The following is a 21,527-nucleotide window of genomic DNA, read 5'->3' as shown; positions in this document are numbered from 1 at the left end:
CGAAATCCCTGCACCGCGCGCCTACTGCCCGGTTGGGCAGGCAGCGGCTAGATCGTTGCTTCGACAGCCGAGGCGCGCCGCTCCCGCGTCACCCAATTGAACAGCGGGGTCGCCATCAGCGTGGTGATGATCGCCATCAGCACCAGGATCGAGAACAGCCCCGGCAGGATCACGCCGGCATGCAGCCCGATGTTGATGATGATGAGTTCCATCAGCCCGCGCGCGTTCATCAGCGAACCGATCGCGAGCGCATCGCGCTGGCTTTCGCCCGACATGCGCGCCGCGGCCCAGCAGGCGATGCCCTTGCCGCAGAACGATGCGGCGAGGATCGCGATCGCGCCGAGCATGATGCCGGGCTCGAACAGCACCGCCAGCCGCGTGTTGAGCCCCGAGTAGGTGAAGAACATCGGCAACAGGAAGATCACGACGAAGGGCTGCAATTGCGCGCGCAGCTTTTCGGTGAGCGCGCCGCGCGGCAGCACCGCGCCCAGCAGGAAGCCGCCGAAAACCGCGTGGATGCCGATGGCGTCCATCGCGAAGGCGCTCAGGCAGAAGAGCACCAGCACGATGGCCAGCAGCGACGAACTCAGCGGCGCATCGGGCCGCACATGCGCAGCCAGGCGCTTGAGCAGGCGCGAGCCGATGAACACCATGAAGAGCGCATAGGCCACGCCGCCGCCGATCGCCGCATAGGCGCCGCCCCAGGAACCGCCGAAGCTCGCCAGCACCACGGCCAGGATGCACCAGGCCGCCGCATCGTCGACCGCGCCGGCGGTAAGTGCGAGCGTACCCAGCGAGGTGCCGGCCAGGCCGCGCTCGTGGATGATGCGCGCCAGCATCGGAAAGGCCGTGATCGCGATCGCGGCGCCGAGGAACAGCGAGGCCTCGAGCGGCTTGGCGCGCGCCGAGAACAACCCGGGGATGTCGTGCAGCCACGGCACCAGCGCAAAAGCCAGCACGAAGGGCACGAGGATGCCGGCCGCCGACACCGAGGCGGCGCTCCTGAAGCGGCTCTTGAAGTGATCGGCGCGGAACTCGGTACCGACCAGGAACATGTACATGCCCACGCCCAGCTGGCCGCCCACGTAGAGCATGCTCAGTGTTTCCTTGGGAAACAGCGCGCGCTGCGCCTCGGGGAAGAAGAGCCCGAACAGCGAGGGGCCGAGCATCACGCCCGCGATCATCTCGCCCACCACCTGCGGCTGGCCGATCTTCTGAGCCAGGCGGCCCACGAGCTGGCAGACTGTGATGATGACGGCGACCTGCAGGAAGAAGTAGACGGAGAGCTGGGTGGTCGGCATGGAATCCCTCGGAAACGGGTCAGGAGGCGAGCCCCGTGGCCACGGTCGGATGACGAAGCCGCACGCGCAACTCGCGCTTCAGCCGCGTATTGTCCATCCGCCGAGACTCGCCCATGAAACTGAGCAGCGACGACGGCAATTGCGCCTGGGCCTCGTCGCGCGCGATGCGCGGCGGGCGCGGCATGCCGTACAGGTCGGCGGCCAGGTCGATGTAGTCGCCCATCTTGATCTCGCTGTCGTCGCTCACGTGGAACACACGCTGCGGCCCGCCGCGCCACAGTGCCGCCACGCAGGCACGCGCCAGGTCGTCGGCATGGATGTGATTGGTGTAGACGTCGTCCTCTGCACGCAGCACCGGCGTGCCTTTTTGCAGCCGCTCGCGCGGCGTGCCGCCTTCGCGATCGGGCGCATAGATGCCGGGTATGCGCAGGATGCGCACGGCGACACCCGCGCGGCCGAGCCAGCGCACGCTGCGCTCGGCATCGACGCGGCGATGCGCACGCGGCGTGTCGGGCTTCACGGTTTGCGTCTCGCCGATGCGTGCGCCGCCGCAGTCGCCGTAGACGCCGCTGGTCGAGCCGTAGACCAGTGCGGCCGGCAGCGAGCGCAGCCGCAACGCTTGCACGAGCGCGGTGGTGCGCGCGTCGCGCCACCATTGCGCCCCCTCCACGCGCGCCGGCGGCGCGAGATGCAGCACGCGCGTGGCCAGGCCCGAGAGCCGGCGCAGCGTTGCGGGTGCATCGAGATCGGCCACGATTGGTCTGATGCCGGCCTCGCGCAACAGCGCCACGCGCCCGGGCGAAGAGGTCAGCGCGATCAGCTGCACGCGGCCGCGCAACGCGCGTGCCGCCCTGAGCCCGACATCGCCGCATCCGATCACGAGCACACGCTCGCGCCGGAAGCGCGAGGGCGCGGCGCCAAGAGGGCTGTTGATTGAGGGCAAAATCCAGTTCCTTTTTTGAATCAGAGTCGAAGAATACCCATGACCAGCGCAGCGCCGAACGAGGCGGGTTTTCACATCACGGTGGAGCCGAGTGGACGTCATTTCACCGCGCATGCCGATGAAACCATCCTTGCGGCCGGCATTCGCCAGGGCATCGGGCTGCCCTACGGCTGCAAGGACGGCGCCTGCGGCTCGTGCAAGTGCAGGAAGCTCTCGGGCAAGGTCAGCGTGGGCCCGCACCAGAGCAAGGCGCTCAGCGCCGAGGAAGAGTTGGCCGGCTTCGTGCTGACCTGCTGCGCGCATGCGCAGAGCGACGTGGTGCTCGAATCGCGCCAGGTCACCGATGCCAATGCCTTCCCGATCCGCAAGATGCCGGCGCGCGTGCTCGCGCTTTCGAAGAAATCGCATGACGTGGTGATGCTGCGCCTGCAACTGCCGGCCGGCGAGCCCCTGCAGTTCCACGCCGGGCAGTACATCGAATTCATCCTGCGCGACGGCACGCGGCGCAGCTACTCGATGGCCAATGCGCCGCACACCCTGGGCGAGCCGGGCACTGGCATCGAGCTGCATATCCGGCATCTGCCGGGCGGCAAGTTCACCGACCATGTGTTCGGTGCGATGAAGGAAAAAGAAATTCTTCGCATCGAGGGGCCGTACGGCAGCTTCTTCCTGCGCGAAGACTCGGACAAGCCGATGGTGCTGCTCGCCTCGGGGACCGGCTTCGCCCCGATCAAGGCACTGCTCGAGCACATGAAGTTCAAGGCCATCGACCGGCCCGCGACGCTGTACTGGGGCGGGCGGCGGCCGGAAGACCTTTACATGGACGACTGGGTGCGCTCGCATCTGGAGCAGATGCCGAACCTGCGTTACGTGCCGGTGATCTCGAATGCGGTGCCGGAAGACAACTGGCGCGGGCGGACCGGTTTTGTGCACCGGGCGGTGATGGAGGATTTCGCCGATCTTTCGGGGTACCAGGTGTACGCCTGCGGAGCGCCGATCGTGGTCGACTCGGCCAAGCGGGACTATGTGGCCGAGCGCGGCTTGCCCGAGGACGAGTTCTTTGCGGATGCGTTCACGACGGAGGCGGACAAGGCGGTGCCTTGAGTGCGCCTGCTCTACCAGCCTGACGCGGCACCGTCGCTGCGCGGATCGGTGCCGCCTTCGTAGCTGCCGTCGGCATGCAGCACGACAGCGCCCGCATGTCCCATGATTTCGTCATAGGCCGGCACGATGTCCACCTCGTGCCCCAGAGCGCGCAGGACCTCCACCGTGGCCGGCGGAAAGCGCGATTCCAGCTTGAGCGAATCGCTGGCCTGTCCCCACGTGCGGCCCAGGAGCCAGCGCGGCGCGTCGATGGCCTGCTGCGGGTTCATGCCGAAGTGCACGATGCGGCTGAAGACCGCACTTTGCGACTGCGGCTGGCCATCGCCGCCCATGTTGCCGTAAACGATGGTGCGGCCGTCATCGAGCTTCGCCAGCGCCGGGTTGAGCGTATGGAAGGGTTTGCGCCCCGGCATCAGCGGGTTGAGCGCCTGCGGCTCCAGCGAGAAGCTGCAGCCGCGGTTCTGCCAGTTCACGCCCGATTCCGAGAGCACCACGCCACTGCCGAACTCATGGTAGATGCTCTGGATGAAGCTCACCGCCACGCCCGCACGATCGACCACCCCCATCCAGACCGTATCGCCCGGGCCCTGTCCGCCGTCCCACGAAGCGACATGGTCGAGGGAGATTCGCGCTGCCATGGCGTCGAGCGCATCCGGCCGAAGCCATTGCCGCGGATCGTCCCGCATCCAGGCAGGATCGGTGATGCGCTTGTCGCGGATGGCAAAGGCCTGCTTGGTCGCTTCCACGCAGGCGTGCACATAGGAGGCGCAGAGCGGATCCATGCGCCCCGCGTCGAAGATGCGATCGAGCTGCCCCAGGATCAGCAGCGACACGAGCCCCTGCGTGGGCGGCGGCATGTTGTAGAGGGTGCCGGACGAATGCGCCATGGTCAGCGGCGTCTTCCAGACAGCGTGGTGACGCTCCAGGTCGCCCAGTGCCACCGGGCTTCCTATGGCGGCCAGGTCGCGCGCCATGATTCGCGCGAGGTCGCCGCGATAGAAATCCGACAGGCCGGCACGCGCGAGCTGCTCCAGCGCGGCGGCAAGCCGCGGTTGCACGAAGCGCGTACCCGCAAGTGGCGCTGCGCCGCCGGGCAGAAAGGTTTCTGCAAAACCGGGGATGCCGCGCAGTTCGTCCTGCCGGCTCTCGGTGCAGAGAGACTGGCTGCGCGTGACGGGGATGCCGTCGCGCGCGTGGAAGATGGCGTCGGCCAGCAGCCGCGCGAGCGGCATGCGGCCTCCCAGGACCTCGCGCGACCAGGCATGCGCCGCCTCCCAGCCGGAAACGGTACCAGCCACCGTATTGGCCGCCATGCCGCCTCGAAACGGAATGCTCGCGAATCCCTGCACTCGGTAAGCCTCCGGCGTTGCCGCGCCGGCCGCCGCACCGCAGGCCTCCAGCCCGAGCGGCACCTCGCCAGGACGGGCGATCAGCCAGAAGCCGTCGCCGCCGATGCTGTTCATGTGCGGATAGACCACCACGATCGTGGCTGCCGCGGCGATCATCGCCTCGACCGCATTGCCGCCTTCGCGCAGCACGGCCACCGCGCTTTGAGCGGCCAGCGCGTTGGGTGCAGTCACCATGCCACGCATGCCGCGCGCCGGATTCGGGATGTGCGTCAACTTCTTTCTCCTTTGCCCTCGTTCATGCGGCGAGCGGATGCAGGCAGGCCACGTGGCGCCGGCCGTCCAGCAGCGTCTGCGCCGGATCGATGCGCGAACAGTCGTCGCGAACATGCAGGCAGCGCGTGCGGAAGCGGCAGCCCGAAGGCAGATCGGCAGCGCTCGGAATCTCGCCCTGCAAGCTGGCGGCCAGCGGGGCGCCGAAGCGCGGAAAGGCCTGCATCAGCGCTTGCGTGTAGGGGTGCCGGGGCGACTGCAGGATCTCGCGCGTCGGTCCCATTTCGACGATGCGGCCGAGATACATCACCGCCACCTTTTCGCACAGATAGGAGGCCACGCCGAGGTCATGCGTGACGAAGAGCAGGGCAAGCCCGTTCTCGCGCTGCAGATCCCGCAGCAGATTGAGCAACTGCGCCTGGACCGAGACATCGAGGCCCGCCACCGATTCGTCCGCAACGATCACCCTCGGCTCGCCGGCCAGTGCGCGAGCCACTGCCACGCGCCGCACCTGGCCTCCGGAAAGCTCCGAGGGGTAGCGAAGGCGTGTCGCGCGCGGCAGGCCGACCTGGTCGAGCAGTTCGTCGACGCGCCCCGGGATCTCGCGCTCGTCGCGCAAGCGGTGCAGGCGCACAGGCTCGGCCAGCAGCGCCGCCACGGTCGCACGCGGGTTCAGCGAACCGCGCGCGTCCTGATAGATGTAGGCCACGTCGCGCGCAAAGCGCCGCCGCTGCGACGCGTCGAGGGCCGACAGCTCCGTCGCACCGGCCAGCACGCGGCCGTTGGTGGCTGCCTCCAGGCCGAGCATGACGCGAACGAGGGTCGATTTTCCCGAACCACTCTCGCCCACCAGGGCTACCGATTCGCCGGGACGCAGGATCAGGCGGATGCCGTCGAGCGCCTTGAGCTGCCGGTGGCCGCCGTCGATGGGAAAGGACTTCTCGACATCGAGCAGCGAGAAGAGCGGCAAGTCCTGGGTCTTGGAAGCTTGTTGCATGCGTCTGTGTTCCCTCAGGCGTGCCAGCATGCGATGGAGGACGCTCCGCGCTCGACGCGCGGAGGTCGCCCAACACCGCACTCGGTCGTGGCGAGCTTGCAGCGCGGTGCGAAGCGGCATCCGCCCGGCATGGCCGACAGCGGAGGAACCACGCCCGGGATCGGCTCCAGCCGCTGGGCGCCGAACTCGATGGCGCTGGCGCGCAGGCCGCGCGTGTAGGGATGCTGCGGGTGATTCAGCACCTCGGCAGCCGGCCCCTCTTCCACGATCTGTCCGGCATACATGACGGCCACGCGATCGGCCACCTGGGCGGCGAGCGCCAGGTCGTGCAGCACGAAGATCGCCGAGGCGCCGAGCGCGCGCACGCGCTCGAGGATGAGCACCATGATCTGGGCCTGGATGGTCACGTCCAGCGCGCTGGTGGGCTCGTCGGCAATCAGCAGTTCAGGCTCGCAGGCCAGCGCAATGGCGATCATCACGCGCTGCTGCATTCCTCCCGAGAGCTCGTGCGGGAAAGCCGCGAGCCGCGCCTGCGGATCGGCGATGCCCACGCTCTCCAGCAACTCGATGGCGCGCGCTCGGCAAGCAGCGCGCGAGAGGCGGCGGTGCCGGCGCAGCGGCTCCGAGAGATGGGCCAGCACGGTGAAGCAGGGGTTGAGCGCAGCCGACGCGTCCTGAAAGATCAGGCCGATGCGCCTGCCGCGCAGCGCGCGCAGTTCGCCCTCGGGCGCGCTCGCCACATCGATGTCGCCCACCATCAGGCGGCCTTCGAGGCCGACCTCGGGCGGCCGCAGCAGTCCCAGTGCAGCAAAGGCCAGCGTCGACTTGCCGGCGCCGGATTCGCCGATCAGCGCCAGCGTCTGGCCGGCCGGCAGTTGGATCGTCACGTCGTCGAGCACCGCCACGCCGCGGCGACGCAGCGTGAAGTGCTCGACCGAGAGCAGGTTCGCGGTCATGGGGCCTTGTTCTTGCAGCGTGCGCATCAGTGCTGACCGCGCGTGCCGGGATCGAGCGCGTCGCGCACGCCCTCTGCCAGCAGATTCAGTCCCACCAGCAGGATGGCCAGCGCGATGCCGGGCATGCCCGACATCCACGGCGCCATGCTGATGAAGCCGCGCCCCTCGGCGATCATCAGGCCCCAGTCGGGCGTCGGCGGCACCACGCCCAGCCCGAGAAAGGACAGACCGGATCCAAGCAGGATCGCGATGGACACGCGCATGCCCGCCTGGATCAGGATCGGCGACACGATGTTGGGCAGGACATGGCGCAGCACGACCTCTCTTTCCGGCACGCCCATCAATCGCGCGGCTTCCACATAGGGGCGCGATTTCACCTGCAGCACGTCGGCACGCACCATGCGCGCGAACGGTCCGACGAAGGACAGCGCGAGCGCGTAGATCACATTGACCATCCCCAAGCCGAGAACCGCCATGAAGGCCATGGCCATGATGAGTTCCGGGAAGGCGAGCAGGCCATCCACCAGCCGCATGATGGCCCACTCGGAGCGCCCACCGCGCAGGCCCGCAAGCACACCCAGCGGCACGCCGACCAGCAGCCCGAGCACGACCGAGGCGAATCCGATCCACAGCGCCGAGCGCGCTCCGTAGAACACGCGCGACAGGATGTCCTGGCCGAACGAGTCGGTCCCCATCCAATGCGCCGCGGAAGGACCTTGCATGGCATCCATGACGTTCTGCTCCGTCGGGGCATAGGGCGCCAGCAGGGGTGCGAATACCGCCACGAGCACGAAGGCCAGGACGATCGCCCCGCCGGCCATCGCCTTGCGCTGCGCGCGCACGAGCCGCCATGTGCGCAGAACCCCGCCGGCGGGCAGCTCGGCAGAAGATGGGGCGGCCAGGCCGACGGATGCGGGATCAGCGGCCATGTCTGCGCAGCCTCGGGTCGAGAATCGAATAGGTCCGGTCGACGATGAGATTGACCAGGATGAAGAGCAGCGCGGTGATCATGATCCCGGCCTGCACCACGATGTATTCGCGCGTCTGCACGGCATTGGTGATCATCATTCCCAGTCCGGGCAGCGTGAACACCACCTCGGTCATCACGGCGCCGCGCAGCATGCCGCCGAGCTGCAGGCCGATCACGGTGACCAGCGGCATCAGCACGTTGCGCATGCCGTGCACCCAGATCACCCGCCACTCCGGTTCGCCGCGCGCACGCGCCGCAGCCATGTAGGGCTGTTCCAGCACTTCGAGCAGACTCGAACGCGTGACGGCCGCGATCAGCCCGACATACCACGCGCCCAAGGTCAGCGATGGCAGCGCCAGGTGCCAGAGGCCCTGGCCGAAGTCCTCCCATGGCGCGACAAAGCCCATGGTCGGGAACCAGCCGAGCGACACGCCGAAGATCCAGATCAGCACGACGCCGAGGTAGAAGCTCGGGAACGCGTTGCCTCCGATGGCCACGGCGCTCGCCGCGAGATCGATCCAGCTGTTGCGGCGCACCGCGGCCAGGACGCCGAGCGGAATGCCCACGGCCAGCGCGATCAGCAGAGAGAAGCCTGCCAGCGTCAGCGTCACGGGCAGCGCCTGCAGCACCGCCTGTTCGAAGATGTCCTGCCGGCTCACGTAGGAAACGCCCCAGTCGCCCTGAACGAAGCGGCCGAGCCACTGCAGGTACTGCACGACGAGCGGCTGATCCAGCCCCAGGTCGCGGTAGAGCTTGTCGTAGGACTCGCGCGAGAAGTCCGAGCCCAGCATCACGGTGACCGGATCTCCGGGCGAGAACTTCAGGAACAGGAAGCTCACGATGGAGACGACCCACAGCACCAGTGCTGTCTGCGCGGTGCTGCCCAGCGCGCGGCCGACAGCGGCCGCGCCGGAGGGCCGCGCTTGCATTGCGGCGGCCATTGCCGCCTCAGGCCAGCGAGACCGTGTGCAGATTGAGCAGGTCGGCCGGGATGTACTCGAAGCCCTGCACCTTCTTGCTCATGATCTTGAACACCTTCATGTGCGCCAGCACCGCCAGCGGCGCATCGGCCATCAGCACGTCCTCGGCTTCGATGTAGAGCTTGCGGCGGGCTGCCGTGTCCGTGATCTCGGAGGCCGCGGCGGCCGCCTTGTCGAAGGCGGGATTGCTGTAGCCGACGAAGTTCCAGGGCTTGCCGGTCGACCATTCGGGCGTGATGGTTTCGTCCGGATCCAGGTCGGCAATCCAGGCTTCGTCATACATGTCGAAGTCGCCGGCGTTGCGCCGCTGCGCCCAGACGGCCCGGTCGACCAGTTCGATCTTGGGCTTGATGCCGATCTGCGCCAGCATCGGCGTCACCAGCTGCGCGTTGCGGGTTCCCATGCCGCCCGAGCCGGTGAAGCCTTCGGTGACGATGAACACCGGGTTGACCTCCCCTTGGTTCCTGGCCCTGGCGCGGAAGGCCTTGGCCTTTGCCAGATCAAAGTACTGGCCACGCCCGCTCTTGCCGATGTTCGGGTCGTAGAAGCCCGTCATCGGCGGCGAAATGCAGGTGGCGGCCGGGATGGCTTCGCCGAAGTAGCTCTGCTGCACGATCACCTTGCGGTCGATCGCAAAGGCCACCGCCTGGCGCAGCGCGATGTCGTCGAAGGGCGCGCGCTTGTTGTTCATGCCGATGAAGGCGTAGTTGCCTTCCACCTGTCCGTAGACCGAGAGGTTGGGGTTCTTGCGCAGTTGCGGAATGAACTGGAATGGACACACCGACAGCCCATCCACCTGGCCCGACATCATCGCGGCAACGCCGGCGCTGGGCTCCTTGATCAGGCGAAGCACCACCTTGTCGAGATGCGGCAGGCCCGCTTCGAAGTACTCCGGATTGCGCACCAGTTCGATCGTGTCGTTCTCCTTCCAGCTGGCGAACTTGAATGGCCCGGTGCCCACGGGATTGCGGCCGAAGGCCTTGCCGTGCTGCTCCACCGCCCGCTTGCTGACGATGGTGCCGGCGCGTCCGGTGCTGCCGGTCAGCGCCACCGGCAAGAACGCGAAGGGCTTCGTGAAGCGCAGGCGCAGCGTCAGGGGGTCGATCACGTCGATGCCGGCGAGCTGGGCAAACTTCCATGCGTGGGGCGACTTCACCTCCGGATCGGCCACGCGCTCCAGGCTCCACTTGACGGCCGCCGCATCGCAGACGTCGCCGTTGTGGAACTTGACGCCGGCACGCAGCTTGAAGACGTGGGTCTTCTCGTCGACCATGTCCCACTTCTGCGCCAGGTCGGGCGCGAAGCTGACGTTCTTGCCGTCGTAGGCCACCTTGAGGATGCCGTTGTAGACGTTGTTGATCACCTTGATCGATCCGCCCGACATCGTGAAGTGCGGGTCGAGCGTGTCGATGGCATCCAGCCAGGCCAGCGTGATCGTGCCGCCCTTCTTCGGTGCGGCCTGGGCCGCTCCCATGCCCGCGGCAGAAGCGGCAAGCAATCCCACGCCGGCACCGGCGGACTTCAGAAGGTTGCGGCGGCTGAAGCCGGCGGCGAGGGTGGCGGCGAGCGCGGCCTTGTGATCGATTTCAGACATGTTCATGCTCCGGAGGAAAGTAGATTGAAAAGGGACGGACTCAGGTCTCCGGTCGTTATGTGTCGCGTGCCTGCGGCACGAACTTCATGAGGTCCGGCACGGTGGCCAGCACGTGTTCGCGCATCGTCGTTTCGCAGACCTGCGGGTCACCGCTGTGCAGCGCATCGATCAGGTCCTGATGGTCGGCTCGCGCACTCAGCGGGCGATCCACCTGCAATGCCCACAGCCGCATGTGCGGCTCGACCAGCGAATGGAGACCGGCGATCTGCCGTATCAGCCGTGGCAGTCCGCTCCTGGCGCACAGCGTTTCGTGGAATGCCCGATGTGCGCTCGTCCAATCGGGCTGGACGCCGCTTTGGTCGTCGATGCGGTCCAGCATGTTTTCCAGTTCGCGGATGGTCGTCGCAGTGATGTTCGGCAAGGCGATGCGCATCGCCAGCCCTTCCAGCACGGCCCGCATCTCGAAGATCTCCTTCATGTCGGCGATGTCCAGCTTGTTGACCGTCACGCCGCGGTTGGGCCGGATCGTCACCAGCCCTTCCGTCGCCAGCCGCCGGAAAGCCTCGCGCACCGGCATGCGGCTGGTGCCGATCTCCGCCGCGATGGCCTCGGGCGCCAGGCGGTCGCCGGCGCGATAGCGGCCCATGCGAATGGCGGCGTGAATGTGCCGGTACGCCTCTTCCTCGGCCGTCACCGCCTGCAAGCCGGTGTAGATGGCGGAGGGTTCCATGAGGAGGCCGCTCATGGCCCGGCGTGCACGCACCCCGGATGCGCGCATGGCAAACTGGATAAGTGGATACAGTGATTCATTGATCCGGTCCTACGCAATTTGCGGACCAACGTCGATGGGGCTTTCGGACCGGCCCTCGCGCCCACTTTGGGGCGAACGATGAAGCGCCCCATGAAACAATCCAGCCCCATGAACAAGCGCCACATCCTGTGCCTGCTGGCCGCCACGACGCTGGCCGCCGGAGCACCCATCGCCAACGCCCAGAGCGGCAAGACGATCCGCCTCGTCGTCCCCTACGCCGCCGGCGGCCCGATCGACGTCACGGCCCGCGTGCTGGCCGAAAGAGTCAAGGACTCTCTGGGCACCGTCATCATCGACAACAAGCCCGGCGCCGGCGGCAACATCGGCGCCGACGCGGTGGCCAAGGCTGCGCCCGATGGCCTCACGATCGGCATCGCCGCGACCGCGACCCACGCGGTCAATCCGTGGCTCTACAGCAAGATGCCCTTCAACGCGGCCGCCGACTTCGCGCCGATCACGCAGATGGTTCGCGTGCCCAACGTGCTGGTGATGAATGCCGAGACCGCGCAGCGCCTGAAGATCAATACGCTGGCCGACCTGATCGCCTATGCCAAGGCCAACCCGGCCAAGCTCAACTACGGCAGCGGCGGCAACGGCAGCGCGGGCCACCTGGCGAGTGAGATGTTCAAGAAGGAGGCCGGCATCTTCGCCGTGCACATCCCCTACAACGGCGGCAACCCGGCGCAGCTCGCGCTGTTGTCGGGACAGGTCGATTTCAACTTCGACAACCTCGCGACCGCGGCGCCGAATATCCGATCAGGCAAGCTCAAGGCGATCGCGGTGACGACGGCCGAGCGCAGCAGCGCGCTGCCCGAGGTGCCGACGGTGGCCGCCACGCTCAAGGGCTTCGCCATCGACACCTGGTGGGGCCTGGTGGCGCCGGCCGGCACGCCGGCCGACGTGGTCACCAAGCTCAATCAGGCCTTCGTCGCTGCGCTCAACACGCCGGAGACGAAGACCCGCTTCGCGTCGCTGCTGGCCGAGCCGGTCGCCAACACGCCGGAGCAGTTCGGCGCCTTCATGAAGAGCGAGCTCGCGAAATACGAGAAGGTGGTGAAAGCCACCGGCGCCAAGGTCGACTAGCGCTATTCGCCGAGGTAAGCAGCGCGCACCTTCGGGTCGCTCAGCATCACCTTGGCATCCCCGCTCATCGTGATGAGGCCCGACTCCATGACATAGCCGCGATCGGCCAGCCCGAGCGCGCGGCTCGCGTTCTGCTCGACCAGGAGCACGGTGACACCCTGGTCGTAGACCTGCTTCACCACCTCGAAGATCTTGTCGACCATGATCGGCGACAGGCCCATCGACGGCTCGTCGAGCAGGAGCACCTTGGGACGCGCCATCAGCGCGCGGCCCATCGCGAGCATCTGCTGCTCGCCGCCGGACATGGTGCCGGCCAGCTGCATCGCGCGCTCCTTCAGCCGCGGGAAGGTCGCGAAGACGCGGTCCATGTCCTTCGCGATCTCGGCCTTGTCCTTGCGGATGTAGGCGCCGATCTGCAGGTTCTCGGTGATGGTCATGCGCGTGAACACGCCGCGCCCCTCGGGCACCATGACCAGCCCCTCGCCCACCAGGTCCCAGGCGCCGCGGCCCTTGATGCTCTTGCCGAGGAATTCGATGTCGCCGCCGCCATACGGCAGCGTCCCGGTGATGGCCTTCATGGTGGTGGTCTTGCCGGCGCCGTTGGAGCCGATCAGCGAGACCAGCTCGCCTTCGCGCACCTCGAAGTCGATGCCCTTCACGGCCTGGATGCCGCCGTACGCGACCTTCAGGCCGCTCACTTTCAGAAGTGTCTGTGCCATTTCAGTGTCCTCCCGTGCCGAGGTAGGCCTCGATCACTTTTTCGTTGCGCTGCACGTCCGCAGGCGTGCCCTCGGCGATCTGCTTGCCATAGTCGAGCACCGTCACACGGTCGCACAAGCCCATCACAAGCTTGACGTCGTGCTCGATCAGGAGGATGGTGCGGTCGTCCTTGCGGATGCGGTCGATCAGTTCGCGCAGCAGCACTTTCTCGGTGGCATTCATGCCGGCAGCGGGCTCGTCGAGCGCGATCAGCTGCGGGTCGGTCGCCAGCGCGCGGGCGATCTCGAGCCGGCGCTGGTCGCCGTAGCTCAACGTGCGCGCCTTGTAGTCGGCGAACTTGCCGATGCCCACGTAGTCGAGCAGCTGGTGAGCGCGCTCGGCGATCGCCGCTTCCTCGGCCTTGAAGCCGCCTGTTCGGAAGATGGCACCCATCACGCCCGAATGGGTGCGGATGTGGCGGCCCACCATCACGTTCTCGAGCGCGGTCATTTCCGCGAAGAGCCGGATGTTCTGGAAGGTACGCGCGATGCCGGCCTTGGCAACCTCGTGCACCGCCGTCGGCCGATAAGGCTTGCCGGCCAGTTCGAAAGTCCCGCTGTCGGGCGAGTACAGGCCCGTGATGACGTTGAAGAAGGTGGTCTTGCCGGCGCCGTTGGGGCCGATCAGTCCATAGACCTGGCCGCGCATGATCTTGATGCCGACATCGGACAGGGCCTGCAGGCCGCCGAAACGCTTGGAGATGCCCTGAACATTGAGGACGGTGTCAGTCATTGTTGTGCTCCCCTCGCTCACGGATTGATCGACATGGGACGCGAGGCGGCACCGGGGACCTCATCGGCCGGGGTGTCGATGCCCGGTGCGGCAGCCGGCATGCCGGATGCGGGTGCGGGCGTCGCGCCCTTGCGCGTCAGCGACTTCCCGTGCTCCGGCGAGGGCCACAGACCGCGCGGGCGCACCAGCATGATGATGATCATCGCCAGCGCGATGAACAGCTGGCGCAGGATCGAGGCGTCGAGACGCCCGTCGGTCATGGCCTGCAGCGGCCCGGCCACGTAGCGCAGCACTTCGGGCAGCGCGGCCAAGAGCACCGCGCCGAGGATCACGCCCGGCAGGTGGCCGATGCCGCCCAGCACCACCATCGCGACGATCATCACCGACTCGTTCAAGGCGAAGGACTCGGGGGACACGAAGCCCTGGAAGGCCGCGAACATCGAGCCCGATACGCCGCCGAAGCTCGCGCCCATGCCGAAGGCCAGCAGCTTCATGTTGCGGGTGTTGATGCCCATGGCCTTGGCAGCGATCTCGTCCTCGCGGATGGCCATCCAGGCCCGGCCGATGCGCGAGATCTGCAGCCGATGCGAAATGATGATCGTGAAGATCACGAGCGCCAGGAACAGGTAGTAATACAGCGTGACCGACGCGATCGAGTAGTCGCCGATCTTGAGCGGCCGGCCCAGGTTGAGGCCCCAGAAGTGGACCGGGTCGATCGCGGTGATGCCCTTCGGACCGTTCGTGATGTTGATCGGATGATCCAGGTTGTTGAGGAACACGCGGATGATTTCGCCGAAGCCGAGCGTCACGATCGCCAGGTAGTCGCCGCGCAGCTTCAGCGTGGGCGCGCCGAGCAGCACGCCGAAGAAGGCGGCCAGCCCGAGCGCCAGGGGTATCACGAGCAGCAGCGAACTGTGCAGCCCGTTGGGGAACATGGCCTTGATCGCCGGGAAGGTGTCGGTCAGGTGCGGCGATCCCAGGAGCGCGAACATGTAGGCACCGATCGCGAAGAACGCGACGTAGCCCAGGTCGAGCAGGCCGGCGTAGCCGACCACGATGTTGAGGCCGAGGGCCAGCAGCACGTAGAGCAATGCGATGTCGGCGATGCGCACCCACGCGTTGCCCTGGCTTTGCAGCAGCAGCGGCAGCACCAGCAGGGCGACGGCCGCGATCAGGAAGTAGACGATGTTCTTGCCGTTTTTCATGGCTGTCCCTCCTTCAGGCCCGGTCCGCCACCCGCTCGCCGAGCAGGCCCGAGGGCCGCAAGGTGAGCATGATGATCAGCACGATGAACGCAAAGATGTCGCTGTAGTGGCTGCCGAGCACGTCGCCGGTGAGCGCACCGATGTAGCCCGAGCCGATGGCTTCGATGAGCCCCAGCAGGATGCCGCCGACCACCGCGCCCGCGAGGTTGCCGATGCCGCCGAACACCGCCGCCGTGAAGGCCTTGAGGCCGGGAATGAAGCCCATCGCATGCTGCGCGATGCCGTAGTTGGAGGCGTACATCACGCCGGCCACCGCGGCGAGCACCGCGCCGATGATGAAGGTGGCCGAGATCACCATGTCGGGCCGGATGCCCATCAGCGCCGCAACCCGCGGGTTCTCGGCCGTGGCACGCATCGCGCGGCCGAGCTTGGTGTAGTTGACCAGCCACATCAGCACCACCAGGCAGAAGGCGGTGACGCTCAGGATCATGACCTGCGTGGGCGAGATCACGGCGCCGCCTACATGGATCGGCGTGGTGGACAGCAGGTTGGGATAAGCCTTGTTGGTCGGCTTCCAGATGATCATCGCCAGCGTCTGCAGCAGGATCGACATCCCGATGGCGGTGATCAGCGGTGCGAGCTTCGGGCTGTTGCGCAGCGGCCGGTAAGCCACTTTCTCGATGACGAAGTTGAGCGTGGCGGCGACCACGCAGGCAATGATCAACGCAATGATGAGGATGATCCATCCCGGCGTGCCGGGCATCGATTCCTGCATGAGTCCGATGATGGTCCAACTGGTCAGCGCGCCGACCATCAGCACTTCACCGTGCGCGAAATTGATGAGGTTGATGATGCCGTACACCATGGTGTAGCCCAAGGCTATCAAGGCGTACATGCTGCCGAGTACCAGACCGTTGATGATCTGTTGCAGCAAGATGTCCATAAGGAGGTTCCCTTTTTCTAATGGTGACGCCCTTGGGGGGCGCCCGACTGACCAGGCACGCCGGTTGGGCACCCTGGTTTCCCTTAGCAAAAAACCCGCCAGCATGTGTCGACGGCGGGTTTGTGGCCGGGATTGTAGTCATGCCGGATCGCCATTTCGGTGCGTACCCGACGGGGGTTTTCCCGCTGGCGCGGACCGAATGAGCTTCGGCGGCGCAAGGGAGTACCGGCGCGAAGGCGCCGCGTATCAACCGGCGGCCTCGTCGTTTCGCCTTCGCAGTTCGCGCAGTTTCTCCGCGATGCGGATCTCGAGCCCGCGCTCGACGGGTCGGTAGAAAGGCGGCGGATCGAGGCCATCGGGCAGATAGCGCTCGCCGGCCGCGAAGCCTCCCTCCTCGTCGTGCGCGTAGCGATAGCCCTTGCCGTAGTCGAGTTCTTTCATGAGCCGCGTCGGCGCATTGCGCAGGTGCATCGGCACCGGGCGCGTGCCGTCGGTCTTGATGAGGGCCCGGACCTCGTTGTAGGCCTGGTAGACCGCATTCGACTTCGGTGCGATCGCGAGGTAAACCACGCATTCGGCCAGCGCCAGCTCGCCCTCGGGCGAGCCGAGCCGCTCATAGACCTCGGCCGCATCGAGCGCCAGCCGCAATGCGCGCGGGTCGGCCAGGCCGATGTCTTCGCTGGCCATGCGTACCAGCCGGCGCGCCATGTAGCGCGGATCGGCGCCGCCGTCGAGCATGCGCACGAACCAGTAGAGCGAGGCATCGGGGTCGCTGCCGCGCACCGACTTGTGCAGCGCGGAGATGGTGTCGTAGAACTGCTCGCCGCCCTTGTCGTAGCGGCGCATGCGCTCGCCCAGCACGCGCAACAGCCATTCGTCGGTGATGTCGTCGAGCTTCTCGGCGCCGGCCGCGACCGAGAGCGTTTCGAGGGTGTTGAGCAGGCGCCTCGCATCGCCGTCGGCATAGGCGACGAGCCGGTCGATGGCCTTCGCTTCGATGGCGGGTACGGCCTGGATATCCTGCGCCCGGGTCACGATCTGACGCAGATCGTCTTCGCCCAGGGGCTGCAGCACGTACACGGCAGCCCGCGACAAGAGCGCAGAGTTCACCTCGAAGGACGGGTTCTCGGTGGTCGCGCCGATGAAGGTGAAAAGGCCCGACTCCACATGCGGCAGGAAGGCATCCTGCTGGCTCTTGTTGAAGCGGTGGACTTCGTCGACGAAGACGATGGTGCGGCGCTGCTCGAGCCCGTCACGCACCAGCGTCGCGCGTTCGACCGCATCGCGGATGTCCTTCACGCCGCCGAGCACGGCGCTGATGCTGAGAAACTGCGCATCGAAGGCATCGGCCATAAGCCGCGCAATGGTCGTCTTGCCGGTGCCCGGCGGCCCCCAGAGGATGCAGGAGTGCGGCTGGCCCGACTCGAAGGCGATGCGCAGCGGCATGCCGGGGCCGAGCAGATGCTGCTGGCCGATGACCTCGCCCAGGGTCTTGGGTCGCAGGCGTTCGGCCAGGGGCTGGTGGGTGGAGGTGGCCATGGAAGCCCGCCGCCCGGCGCTATTGCCTGATCACGTCGGCGCCGGCCGGGGTCTTGAACTGGAAGGTGGCTGCGGGCAACGCAGGATTCACCTCGACCTTGTTGAACTTCAACACAGAGCGCTGGCCGAAGCTGTCGAGGATCTCGAGCGCTGCCAGCGCATCGCCCTGAAAGCCCACCTGGACGTTCTGCAATTGCCCCTCCTTGTTCTTGGGGCTGGCCTTGACCCATTGCAGTCCGTCGCGCTCGGGGGCCGCCTCGAGCGCGAAATCGGCTTGCAGCGCGCGCAGATCGGGCGCGGCGGCAATCAGCGCGGCCGGCGTCGAGCCGAGCGCCTGCGACTGCTTGCGCTGCGTGACCTGGTTCAGATCGGCGTCGTAGAGCCAGAGCGTCTCGCCATCGGCCACGATGCTTTGCGCGAAGGGCTTCTTGTAGTCGAACTTGAACTTCCCGGGACGCTGGAATTCGAAGGTGCCGCTCGACACCTTGGCGCGCACGGCCTGGCCGTCCTTGGCTGGCGCGGTCACGGTCTGCGTGAATTCGGCGCGGCCCGACTTGACGTTCTTCACGAAGGCTTCGAGGCTTTCCATACCGCCGGCCCAGACGCCGGCTGCGGCGACGGCCAACCCGAATCCAACGAGCAACTTCTTCATCGACATCCCTGATCCCATCATCATTCGGTGCGTGCGGGCACCAGAATTTCGCGCTGGCCGCTGCCGCTCATGGCGCTCACCAGCCCGGCGTTTTCCATGTCCTCGACCAGCCGCGCGGCGCGGTTGTAGCCGATCTTCAGGTGGCGCTGCACCAGCGAAATGCTGGCCTTGCGGTTCTTGAGCACGACTTCGACCGCCTGGTCGTACATCGGGTCCTTCTCGCCGTCGCCACTGCCGCCACCTTCACCCAGTAGATCGCCTTCGCCGTCGACGGTTCCGCCCTCGAGCACCCCTTCGATGTAGTCCGGCTCCCCTTGTGACTTGAGGTAAGCGACGACACGATGCACTTCCTCGTCGCTCACGAAGGCGCCGTGCACACGCACCGGCAGGCCGGTGCCGCTCGGCATGTAGAGCATGTCGCCCATGCCGAGCAGCGCCTCGGCGCCCATCTGGTCGAGGATGGTGCGCGAGTCGATCTTGCTCGACACCTGGAACGCGATGCGCGTCGGGATGTTGGCCTTGATGAGCCCGGTGATCACGTCGACGCTGGGCCGCTGCGTGGCAAGGATCAGGTGGATGCCGGCGGCGCGCGCCTTCTGCGCCAGGCGGGCGATCAGCTCTTCGATCTTCTTGCCGACCACCATCATCAGGTCGGCCAGTTCGTCGATCACGACCACGATGTGCGGCTCGCGCGCGAGCGGTTCGGGGCTGTCGGGCGTGAGGCTGAAGGGGTTGTAGATGAACTCCTCGCGCGCTTTGGCTTCGTCGATCTTGGTGTTGTAGCCCGCCAGGTTGCGCACGCCCAGCTTGCTCATGAGCTTGTAGCGGCGCTCCATCTCGGCCACGCACCAGTTGAGGCCGTGAGCCGCTTGCCGCATGTCGGTGACCACGGGCGCCAGCAGGTGCGGGATGCCTTCGTAGACCGACATTTCGAGCATCTTCGGGTCGATCATGAGCAGGCGCACGTCGCGCGCCTCGGCCTTGTAGAGCAGGCTCAGGATCATCGCGTTGATGCCGACCGACTTGCCCGAGCCGGTGGTGCCGGCCACCAGCACGTGCGGCATCTTCGCGAGATCGGCCACCACCGGGTTGCCGACGATGTCCTTGCCGAGGCCCATGGTGAGCATCGACTTGCCTTCGTTGTAGACCTGCGAGCCGAGGATCTCGCTGAGCTTGATCGACTGCCGCTTGGCGTTGGGCAGTTCGAGCGCCATGAAGTTCTTGCCCGGAATGGTCTCGACCACACGGATCGACACCAGCGACAGCGAGCGCGCCAGGTCCTTCGCGAGGTTGACGATCTGCGAGCCCTTGACGCCGGTGGCCGGCTCGATTTCGTAGCGCGTGATCACCGGGCCCGGCGAGGCCAGCACCACGCGCACCTCGACGCCGAAGTCCTTGAGCTTTTTCTCGATCAGGCGCGAGGTCATTTCGAGCGTGTCGGCCGAAACGGTTTCCTGGCGCCCCTGCGCCGCGTCGAGCAGATCGACCTGCGGCAGCTTGCTGTCGGGCAACTCGCGGAACAGCGGCTTCTGGCGCTCCTTGGCCACGCGATCGCTGCGCGGCACCTCGGTCATCGCGGGTTCGATCTGCACCGGCGGCGAAGGCGCGCGGCGCTTGGGGCGGGGAACGATGCGCAACTCTTCGTCAGCCGATTCGAGCTCGCCGCCCTGCTCGCTGGACGCCAGCTCTTCGCGCTCGCGCACCGCCTTCTTGCCCATCGCGATGTCTTCGGCGATCTCGCGCTTCTCCCGGCGCGACTCGAACAAGGAGTAGAGACGAGAGCCGATGCGCTCGGCAATATGGCTCCACGAGAAGCGGAACACGAGCGCCGAGCCGATGACGCCGGCGGCGATGGCGATCAGCGCCGAGCCGGTGAAGCCCATCCACTGCACGCTGAGCGGGCCGACCAGGTAGCCGAGCACACCGCCGCCGTGCCCGGGCAGGCGGAATTCCAGCCTGTAAAGGCGCGACCATTCGAGCACTGCACTGGCGCACAGCAGCAGCAACAGGCCGAACCAGAAGGCCAGGCGGCTGCGATTGAAGCGCCCCCGCGGCGCCTGATCGGCCGGCGCCGGATCGCCGCCGCGGAGCCAACCGGCCAGCGAGGACAGCCACACGCGCAAGCCGGCCGCCAGGCACCACCAGACCGAATAGCCGGCCAGAAAGTAACTGGCGTCGGCCAGCCAGGCGCCGATGCGGCCGCCCCAGTTCTTGATCTCGCCGCCGGTGCCTGAGGTGGACCAGGCGGCATCCGAGGGCGTGAAGCTCAGCATCGCGAGCAGCCAGTACAGCAGCACGACGAAGCCAGCGATCAGCGTGATCTCGTGCGCGAAGCGCATGGCACGCAAGCGCACCGGCTGCGACTCGGCCGATGAGGACGATTGAAGGGTATTGAGCGAATAGGTCATGGCAGACACGGCCACCGGCCCGCGGCAACGGGCAGACGACTTGCAGAAACTACAACGAAAACGATCGCGGCCGCGTTGTCAGGGCCGGCGATGCAGGGGTCGGCGCGCTCTGGCGCTGCCGGCCGGATGGTCAGGCGAGCGATGAGAGCCGTTCCTTGACGATCATCGAGCCGTCGGGCTGCGTCTGGACGAAGCCGCGCTCCTCGAGGTCCTTCATGACCCGGCTCACCATCTCGCGCGAAGCGCCGACCATCTTGGCCAGATCCTGGCGCGAGATCTTGTCGCGCACCTTGAGATTGCCGGCGCCGTCGTCGACCGCGAACTCGAGCAGCGAGCGGGCCACGCGGCCATAGACGTCCATCAGCGCCAACGATTCGATCTTGCGATCCGCGTGGCGCAGCCGCGCAACGAGGCCCCGCATGATGTTGTAGGACATCGATGAGTTCTCGGGCAGGCAACGCGCAAAGGCTTCGCGCCCGAGCATCAGCACGTCGGTCTGGACCTCGGTGCGCACGGTGGCGGAGTGCGGCTCGTCGTCGATCATGCTCATCTCGCCGATGTAGTCGCCGGGATGCAGCGTCGCGAGGATGACTTCGCGGCCGCGGCTGTCCGTGCTCATGACCCGGGCCCGGCCGGTCAGGATGATGTAGAGCGCGTCCGACTTCTTCCCTTGTTCGACAACTGCCTCGGCGCGCTTGAAGCGCTTCTTGATGATCGCATCGGCGATGCTCGCAGACTGTGTTGGCGTCAACGCAGCGAACAGTGGCACGCGGCGGAGCAATTCAAGATTGGACAGCATCGACATTCATCAATCCCCGGATTACCGCGCGATCGACAAGCCCATGCATTAATACAATCGCACGCATTGAAAACACCCCACGCCCGGTCTTGAACCGAACGGTGATACTCCATATCTATCACCCTGAAAATG

The 21,527-nt window shown here is 66.7% G+C and carries 19 protein-coding genes; 2 read left to right on the top strand and 17 right to left on the bottom strand.

Annotation, left to right across the window (positions count from 1 at the left end):
• Positions 1-47 precede the first annotated feature (47 nt).
• Positions 48-1,301, bottom strand: a complete 1,254-nt coding sequence (locus ACSQ89_RS06735) for a cation:proton antiporter (RefSeq protein ID WP_093108918.1) — start codon at positions 1,299-1,301, stop codon at positions 48-50.
• 19 nt (positions 1,302-1,320) lie between these two features.
• Positions 1,321-2,244: an SDR family oxidoreductase gene (locus tag ACSQ89_RS06730; protein WP_436293836.1), complete on the bottom strand. Its 924-nt coding sequence runs from the start codon at positions 2,242-2,244 to the stop codon at positions 1,321-1,323.
• 39 nt (positions 2,245-2,283) lie between these two features.
• On the opposite strand from ACSQ89_RS06730, the gene ACSQ89_RS06725 reads away from it, so the two are divergent.
• A complete protein-coding gene (locus ACSQ89_RS06725) occupies positions 2,284-3,348 on the top strand; it encodes a CDP-6-deoxy-delta-3,4-glucoseen reductase (RefSeq protein WP_093108920.1) in 1,065 nt (354 codons plus the stop codon).
• 11 nt (positions 3,349-3,359) lie between these two features.
• Here the strand turns inward: ACSQ89_RS06725 and ACSQ89_RS06720 are convergent, their stop codons facing one another.
• The 7 genes from ACSQ89_RS06720 to ACSQ89_RS06690 form a co-directional block, all read right to left on the bottom strand.
• Entirely contained in the window at positions 3,360-4,931 is a 1,572-nt protein-coding gene (locus tag ACSQ89_RS06720) for a gamma-glutamyltransferase family protein (protein ID WP_436296616.1), read from the bottom strand.
• A gap of 61 nt (positions 4,932-4,992) precedes the next feature.
• The gene (locus tag ACSQ89_RS06715) at positions 4,993-5,964 is read right to left on the bottom strand and encodes an ABC transporter ATP-binding protein (RefSeq protein WP_436293837.1); all 972 of its coding nucleotides are present in this window, start codon (positions 5,962-5,964) and stop codon (positions 4,993-4,995) included.
• A gap of 14 nt (positions 5,965-5,978) precedes the next feature.
• Positions 5,979-6,920, bottom strand: coding sequence for an ABC transporter ATP-binding protein (locus ACSQ89_RS06710; protein WP_436293838.1), 942 nt, complete (start codon positions 6,918-6,920; stop codon positions 5,979-5,981).
• Positions 6,921-6,946: 26 nt separating this feature from the next.
• Positions 6,947-7,849, bottom strand: coding sequence for an ABC transporter permease (locus ACSQ89_RS06705; protein ID WP_436293839.1), 903 nt, complete (start codon positions 7,847-7,849; stop codon positions 6,947-6,949).
• Positions 7,839-8,831, bottom strand: coding sequence for an ABC transporter permease (locus ACSQ89_RS06700; RefSeq protein WP_436293840.1), 993 nt, complete (start codon positions 8,829-8,831; stop codon positions 7,839-7,841). The genes ACSQ89_RS06705 and ACSQ89_RS06700 overlap by 11 nt, the downstream gene beginning before the upstream one ends.
• 7 nt (positions 8,832-8,838) lie before the next feature.
• On the bottom strand, positions 8,839-10,464 hold the full coding sequence (locus ACSQ89_RS06695) for an ABC transporter substrate-binding protein (RefSeq protein WP_436293841.1): 1,626 nt from the start codon (positions 10,462-10,464) through the stop codon (positions 8,839-8,841).
• A 55-nt stretch (positions 10,465-10,519) separates the two neighbouring features.
• Entirely contained in the window at positions 10,520-11,194 is a 675-nt protein-coding gene (locus ACSQ89_RS06690; protein ID WP_093109078.1) for a GntR family transcriptional regulator, read from the bottom strand.
• Positions 11,195-11,383: 189 nt separating this feature from the next.
• On the opposite strand from ACSQ89_RS06690, the gene ACSQ89_RS06685 reads away from it, so the two are divergent.
• The gene (locus ACSQ89_RS06685) at positions 11,384-12,358 is read left to right on the top strand and encodes a Bug family tripartite tricarboxylate transporter substrate binding protein (protein WP_436293939.1); all 975 of its coding nucleotides are present in this window, start codon (positions 11,384-11,386) and stop codon (positions 12,356-12,358) included.
• 2 nt (positions 12,359-12,360) lie between these two features.
• Here the strand turns inward: ACSQ89_RS06685 and ACSQ89_RS06680 are convergent, their stop codons facing one another.
• From ACSQ89_RS06680 to ACSQ89_RS06645, 8 genes are all read right to left on the bottom strand, one after another.
• A complete protein-coding gene (locus ACSQ89_RS06680; protein ID WP_093108925.1) occupies positions 12,361-13,077 on the bottom strand; it encodes an ABC transporter ATP-binding protein in 717 nt (238 codons plus the stop codon).
• 1 nt (position 13,078) lies between these two features.
• Positions 13,079-13,849 carry an ABC transporter ATP-binding protein gene (locus ACSQ89_RS06675; protein ID WP_093108926.1) on the bottom strand — a complete coding sequence of 257 codons (771 nt, stop codon included), beginning with the start codon at positions 13,847-13,849 and terminating at the stop codon, positions 13,079-13,081.
• A gap of 17 nt (positions 13,850-13,866) precedes the next feature.
• Positions 13,867-15,054 carry a branched-chain amino acid ABC transporter permease gene (locus ACSQ89_RS06670; protein WP_436293842.1) on the bottom strand — a complete coding sequence of 396 codons (1,188 nt, stop codon included), beginning with the start codon at positions 15,052-15,054 and terminating at the stop codon, positions 13,867-13,869.
• Positions 15,055-15,067: 13 nt separating this feature from the next.
• On the bottom strand, positions 15,068-15,997 hold the full coding sequence (locus ACSQ89_RS06665; RefSeq protein WP_093108928.1) for a branched-chain amino acid ABC transporter permease: 930 nt from the start codon (positions 15,995-15,997) through the stop codon (positions 15,068-15,070).
• 246 nt (positions 15,998-16,243) lie between these two features.
• Positions 16,244-17,536: a replication-associated recombination protein A gene (locus ACSQ89_RS06660; RefSeq protein ID WP_436293843.1), complete on the bottom strand. Its 1,293-nt coding sequence runs from the start codon at positions 17,534-17,536 to the stop codon at positions 16,244-16,246.
• Between the two features lie 19 nt (positions 17,537-17,555).
• The gene (gene lolA, locus ACSQ89_RS06655) at positions 17,556-18,188 is read right to left on the bottom strand and encodes an outer membrane lipoprotein chaperone LolA (protein ID WP_436293844.1); all 633 of its coding nucleotides are present in this window, start codon (positions 18,186-18,188) and stop codon (positions 17,556-17,558) included.
• A 20-nt stretch (positions 18,189-18,208) separates the two neighbouring features.
• On the bottom strand, positions 18,209-20,596 hold the full coding sequence (locus tag ACSQ89_RS06650) for a DNA translocase FtsK (RefSeq protein ID WP_436293845.1): 2,388 nt from the start codon (positions 20,594-20,596) through the stop codon (positions 18,209-18,211).
• A gap of 130 nt (positions 20,597-20,726) precedes the next feature.
• Complete coding sequence (locus ACSQ89_RS06645) at positions 20,727-21,401, bottom strand: Crp/Fnr family transcriptional regulator (protein ID WP_093108931.1); 675 nt, start codon at positions 21,399-21,401, stop codon at positions 20,727-20,729.
• Between the last annotated feature and the right edge of the window lie 126 nt (positions 21,402-21,527).

The organism is Variovorax sp. LjRoot175, assembly GCF_964253805.1.
Classification (GTDB): domain Bacteria; phylum Pseudomonadota; class Gammaproteobacteria; order Burkholderiales; family Burkholderiaceae_C; genus Variovorax.
This window is presented reverse-complemented; position numbering and strand designations above follow the sequence as displayed.

Bases quoted from the DNA above. Each gene is read 5' to 3' on its own strand.
- ACSQ89_RS06735 (WP_093108918.1), bottom strand. From the start codon at position 1,301: ATGCCGACCACCCAGCTCTCCGTCTACTTCTTCCTGCAGGTCGCCGTC.
- ACSQ89_RS06725 (WP_093108920.1), top strand. From the start codon at position 2,284: ATGACCAGCGCAGCGCCGAACGAGGCGGGTTTTCACATCACGGTGGAG.
- ACSQ89_RS06720 (WP_436296616.1), bottom strand. From the start codon at position 4,931: ATGGTGACTGCACCCAACGCGCTGGCCGCTCAAAGCGCGGTGGCCGTG.
- ACSQ89_RS06715 (WP_436293837.1), bottom strand. From the start codon at position 5,964: ATGCAACAAGCTTCCAAGACCCAGGACTTGCCGCTCTTCTCGCTGCTC.
- ACSQ89_RS06710 (WP_436293838.1), bottom strand. From the start codon at position 6,920: ATGACCGCGAACCTGCTCTCGGTCGAGCACTTCACGCTGCGTCGCCGC.
- ACSQ89_RS06705 (WP_436293839.1), bottom strand. From the start codon at position 7,849: ATGGCCGCTGATCCCGCATCCGTCGGCCTGGCCGCCCCATCTTCTGCC.
- ACSQ89_RS06700 (WP_436293840.1), bottom strand. From the start codon at position 8,831: ATGGCCGCCGCAATGCAAGCGCGGCCCTCCGGCGCGGCCGCTGTCGGC.
- ACSQ89_RS06695 (WP_436293841.1), bottom strand. From the start codon at position 10,464: ATGTCTGAAATCGATCACAAGGCCGCGCTCGCCGCCACCCTCGCCGCC.
- ACSQ89_RS06690 (WP_093109078.1), bottom strand. From the start codon at position 11,194: ATGGAACCCTCCGCCATCTACACCGGCTTGCAGGCGGTGACGGCCGAG.
- ACSQ89_RS06685 (WP_436293939.1), top strand. From the start codon at position 11,384: ATGAACAAGCGCCACATCCTGTGCCTGCTGGCCGCCACGACGCTGGCC.
- ACSQ89_RS06680 (WP_093108925.1), bottom strand. From the start codon at position 13,077: ATGGCACAGACACTTCTGAAAGTGAGCGGCCTGAAGGTCGCGTACGGC.
- ACSQ89_RS06675 (WP_093108926.1), bottom strand. From the start codon at position 13,849: ATGACTGACACCGTCCTCAATGTTCAGGGCATCTCCAAGCGTTTCGGC.
- ACSQ89_RS06670 (WP_436293842.1), bottom strand. From the start codon at position 15,054: ATGAAAAACGGCAAGAACATCGTCTACTTCCTGATCGCGGCCGTCGCC.
- ACSQ89_RS06665 (WP_093108928.1), bottom strand. From the start codon at position 15,997: ATGGACATCTTGCTGCAACAGATCATCAACGGTCTGGTACTCGGCAGC.
- ACSQ89_RS06660 (WP_436293843.1), bottom strand. From the start codon at position 17,536: ATGGCCACCTCCACCCACCAGCCCCTGGCCGAACGCCTGCGACCCAAG.
- lolA (WP_436293844.1), bottom strand. From the start codon at position 18,188: ATGAAGAAGTTGCTCGTTGGATTCGGGTTGGCCGTCGCCGCAGCCGGC.
- ACSQ89_RS06650 (WP_436293845.1), bottom strand. From the start codon at position 20,596: ATGACCTATTCGCTCAATACCCTTCAATCGTCCTCATCGGCCGAGTCG.
- ACSQ89_RS06645 (WP_093108931.1), bottom strand. From the start codon at position 21,401: ATGTCGATGCTGTCCAATCTTGAATTGCTCCGCCGCGTGCCACTGTTC.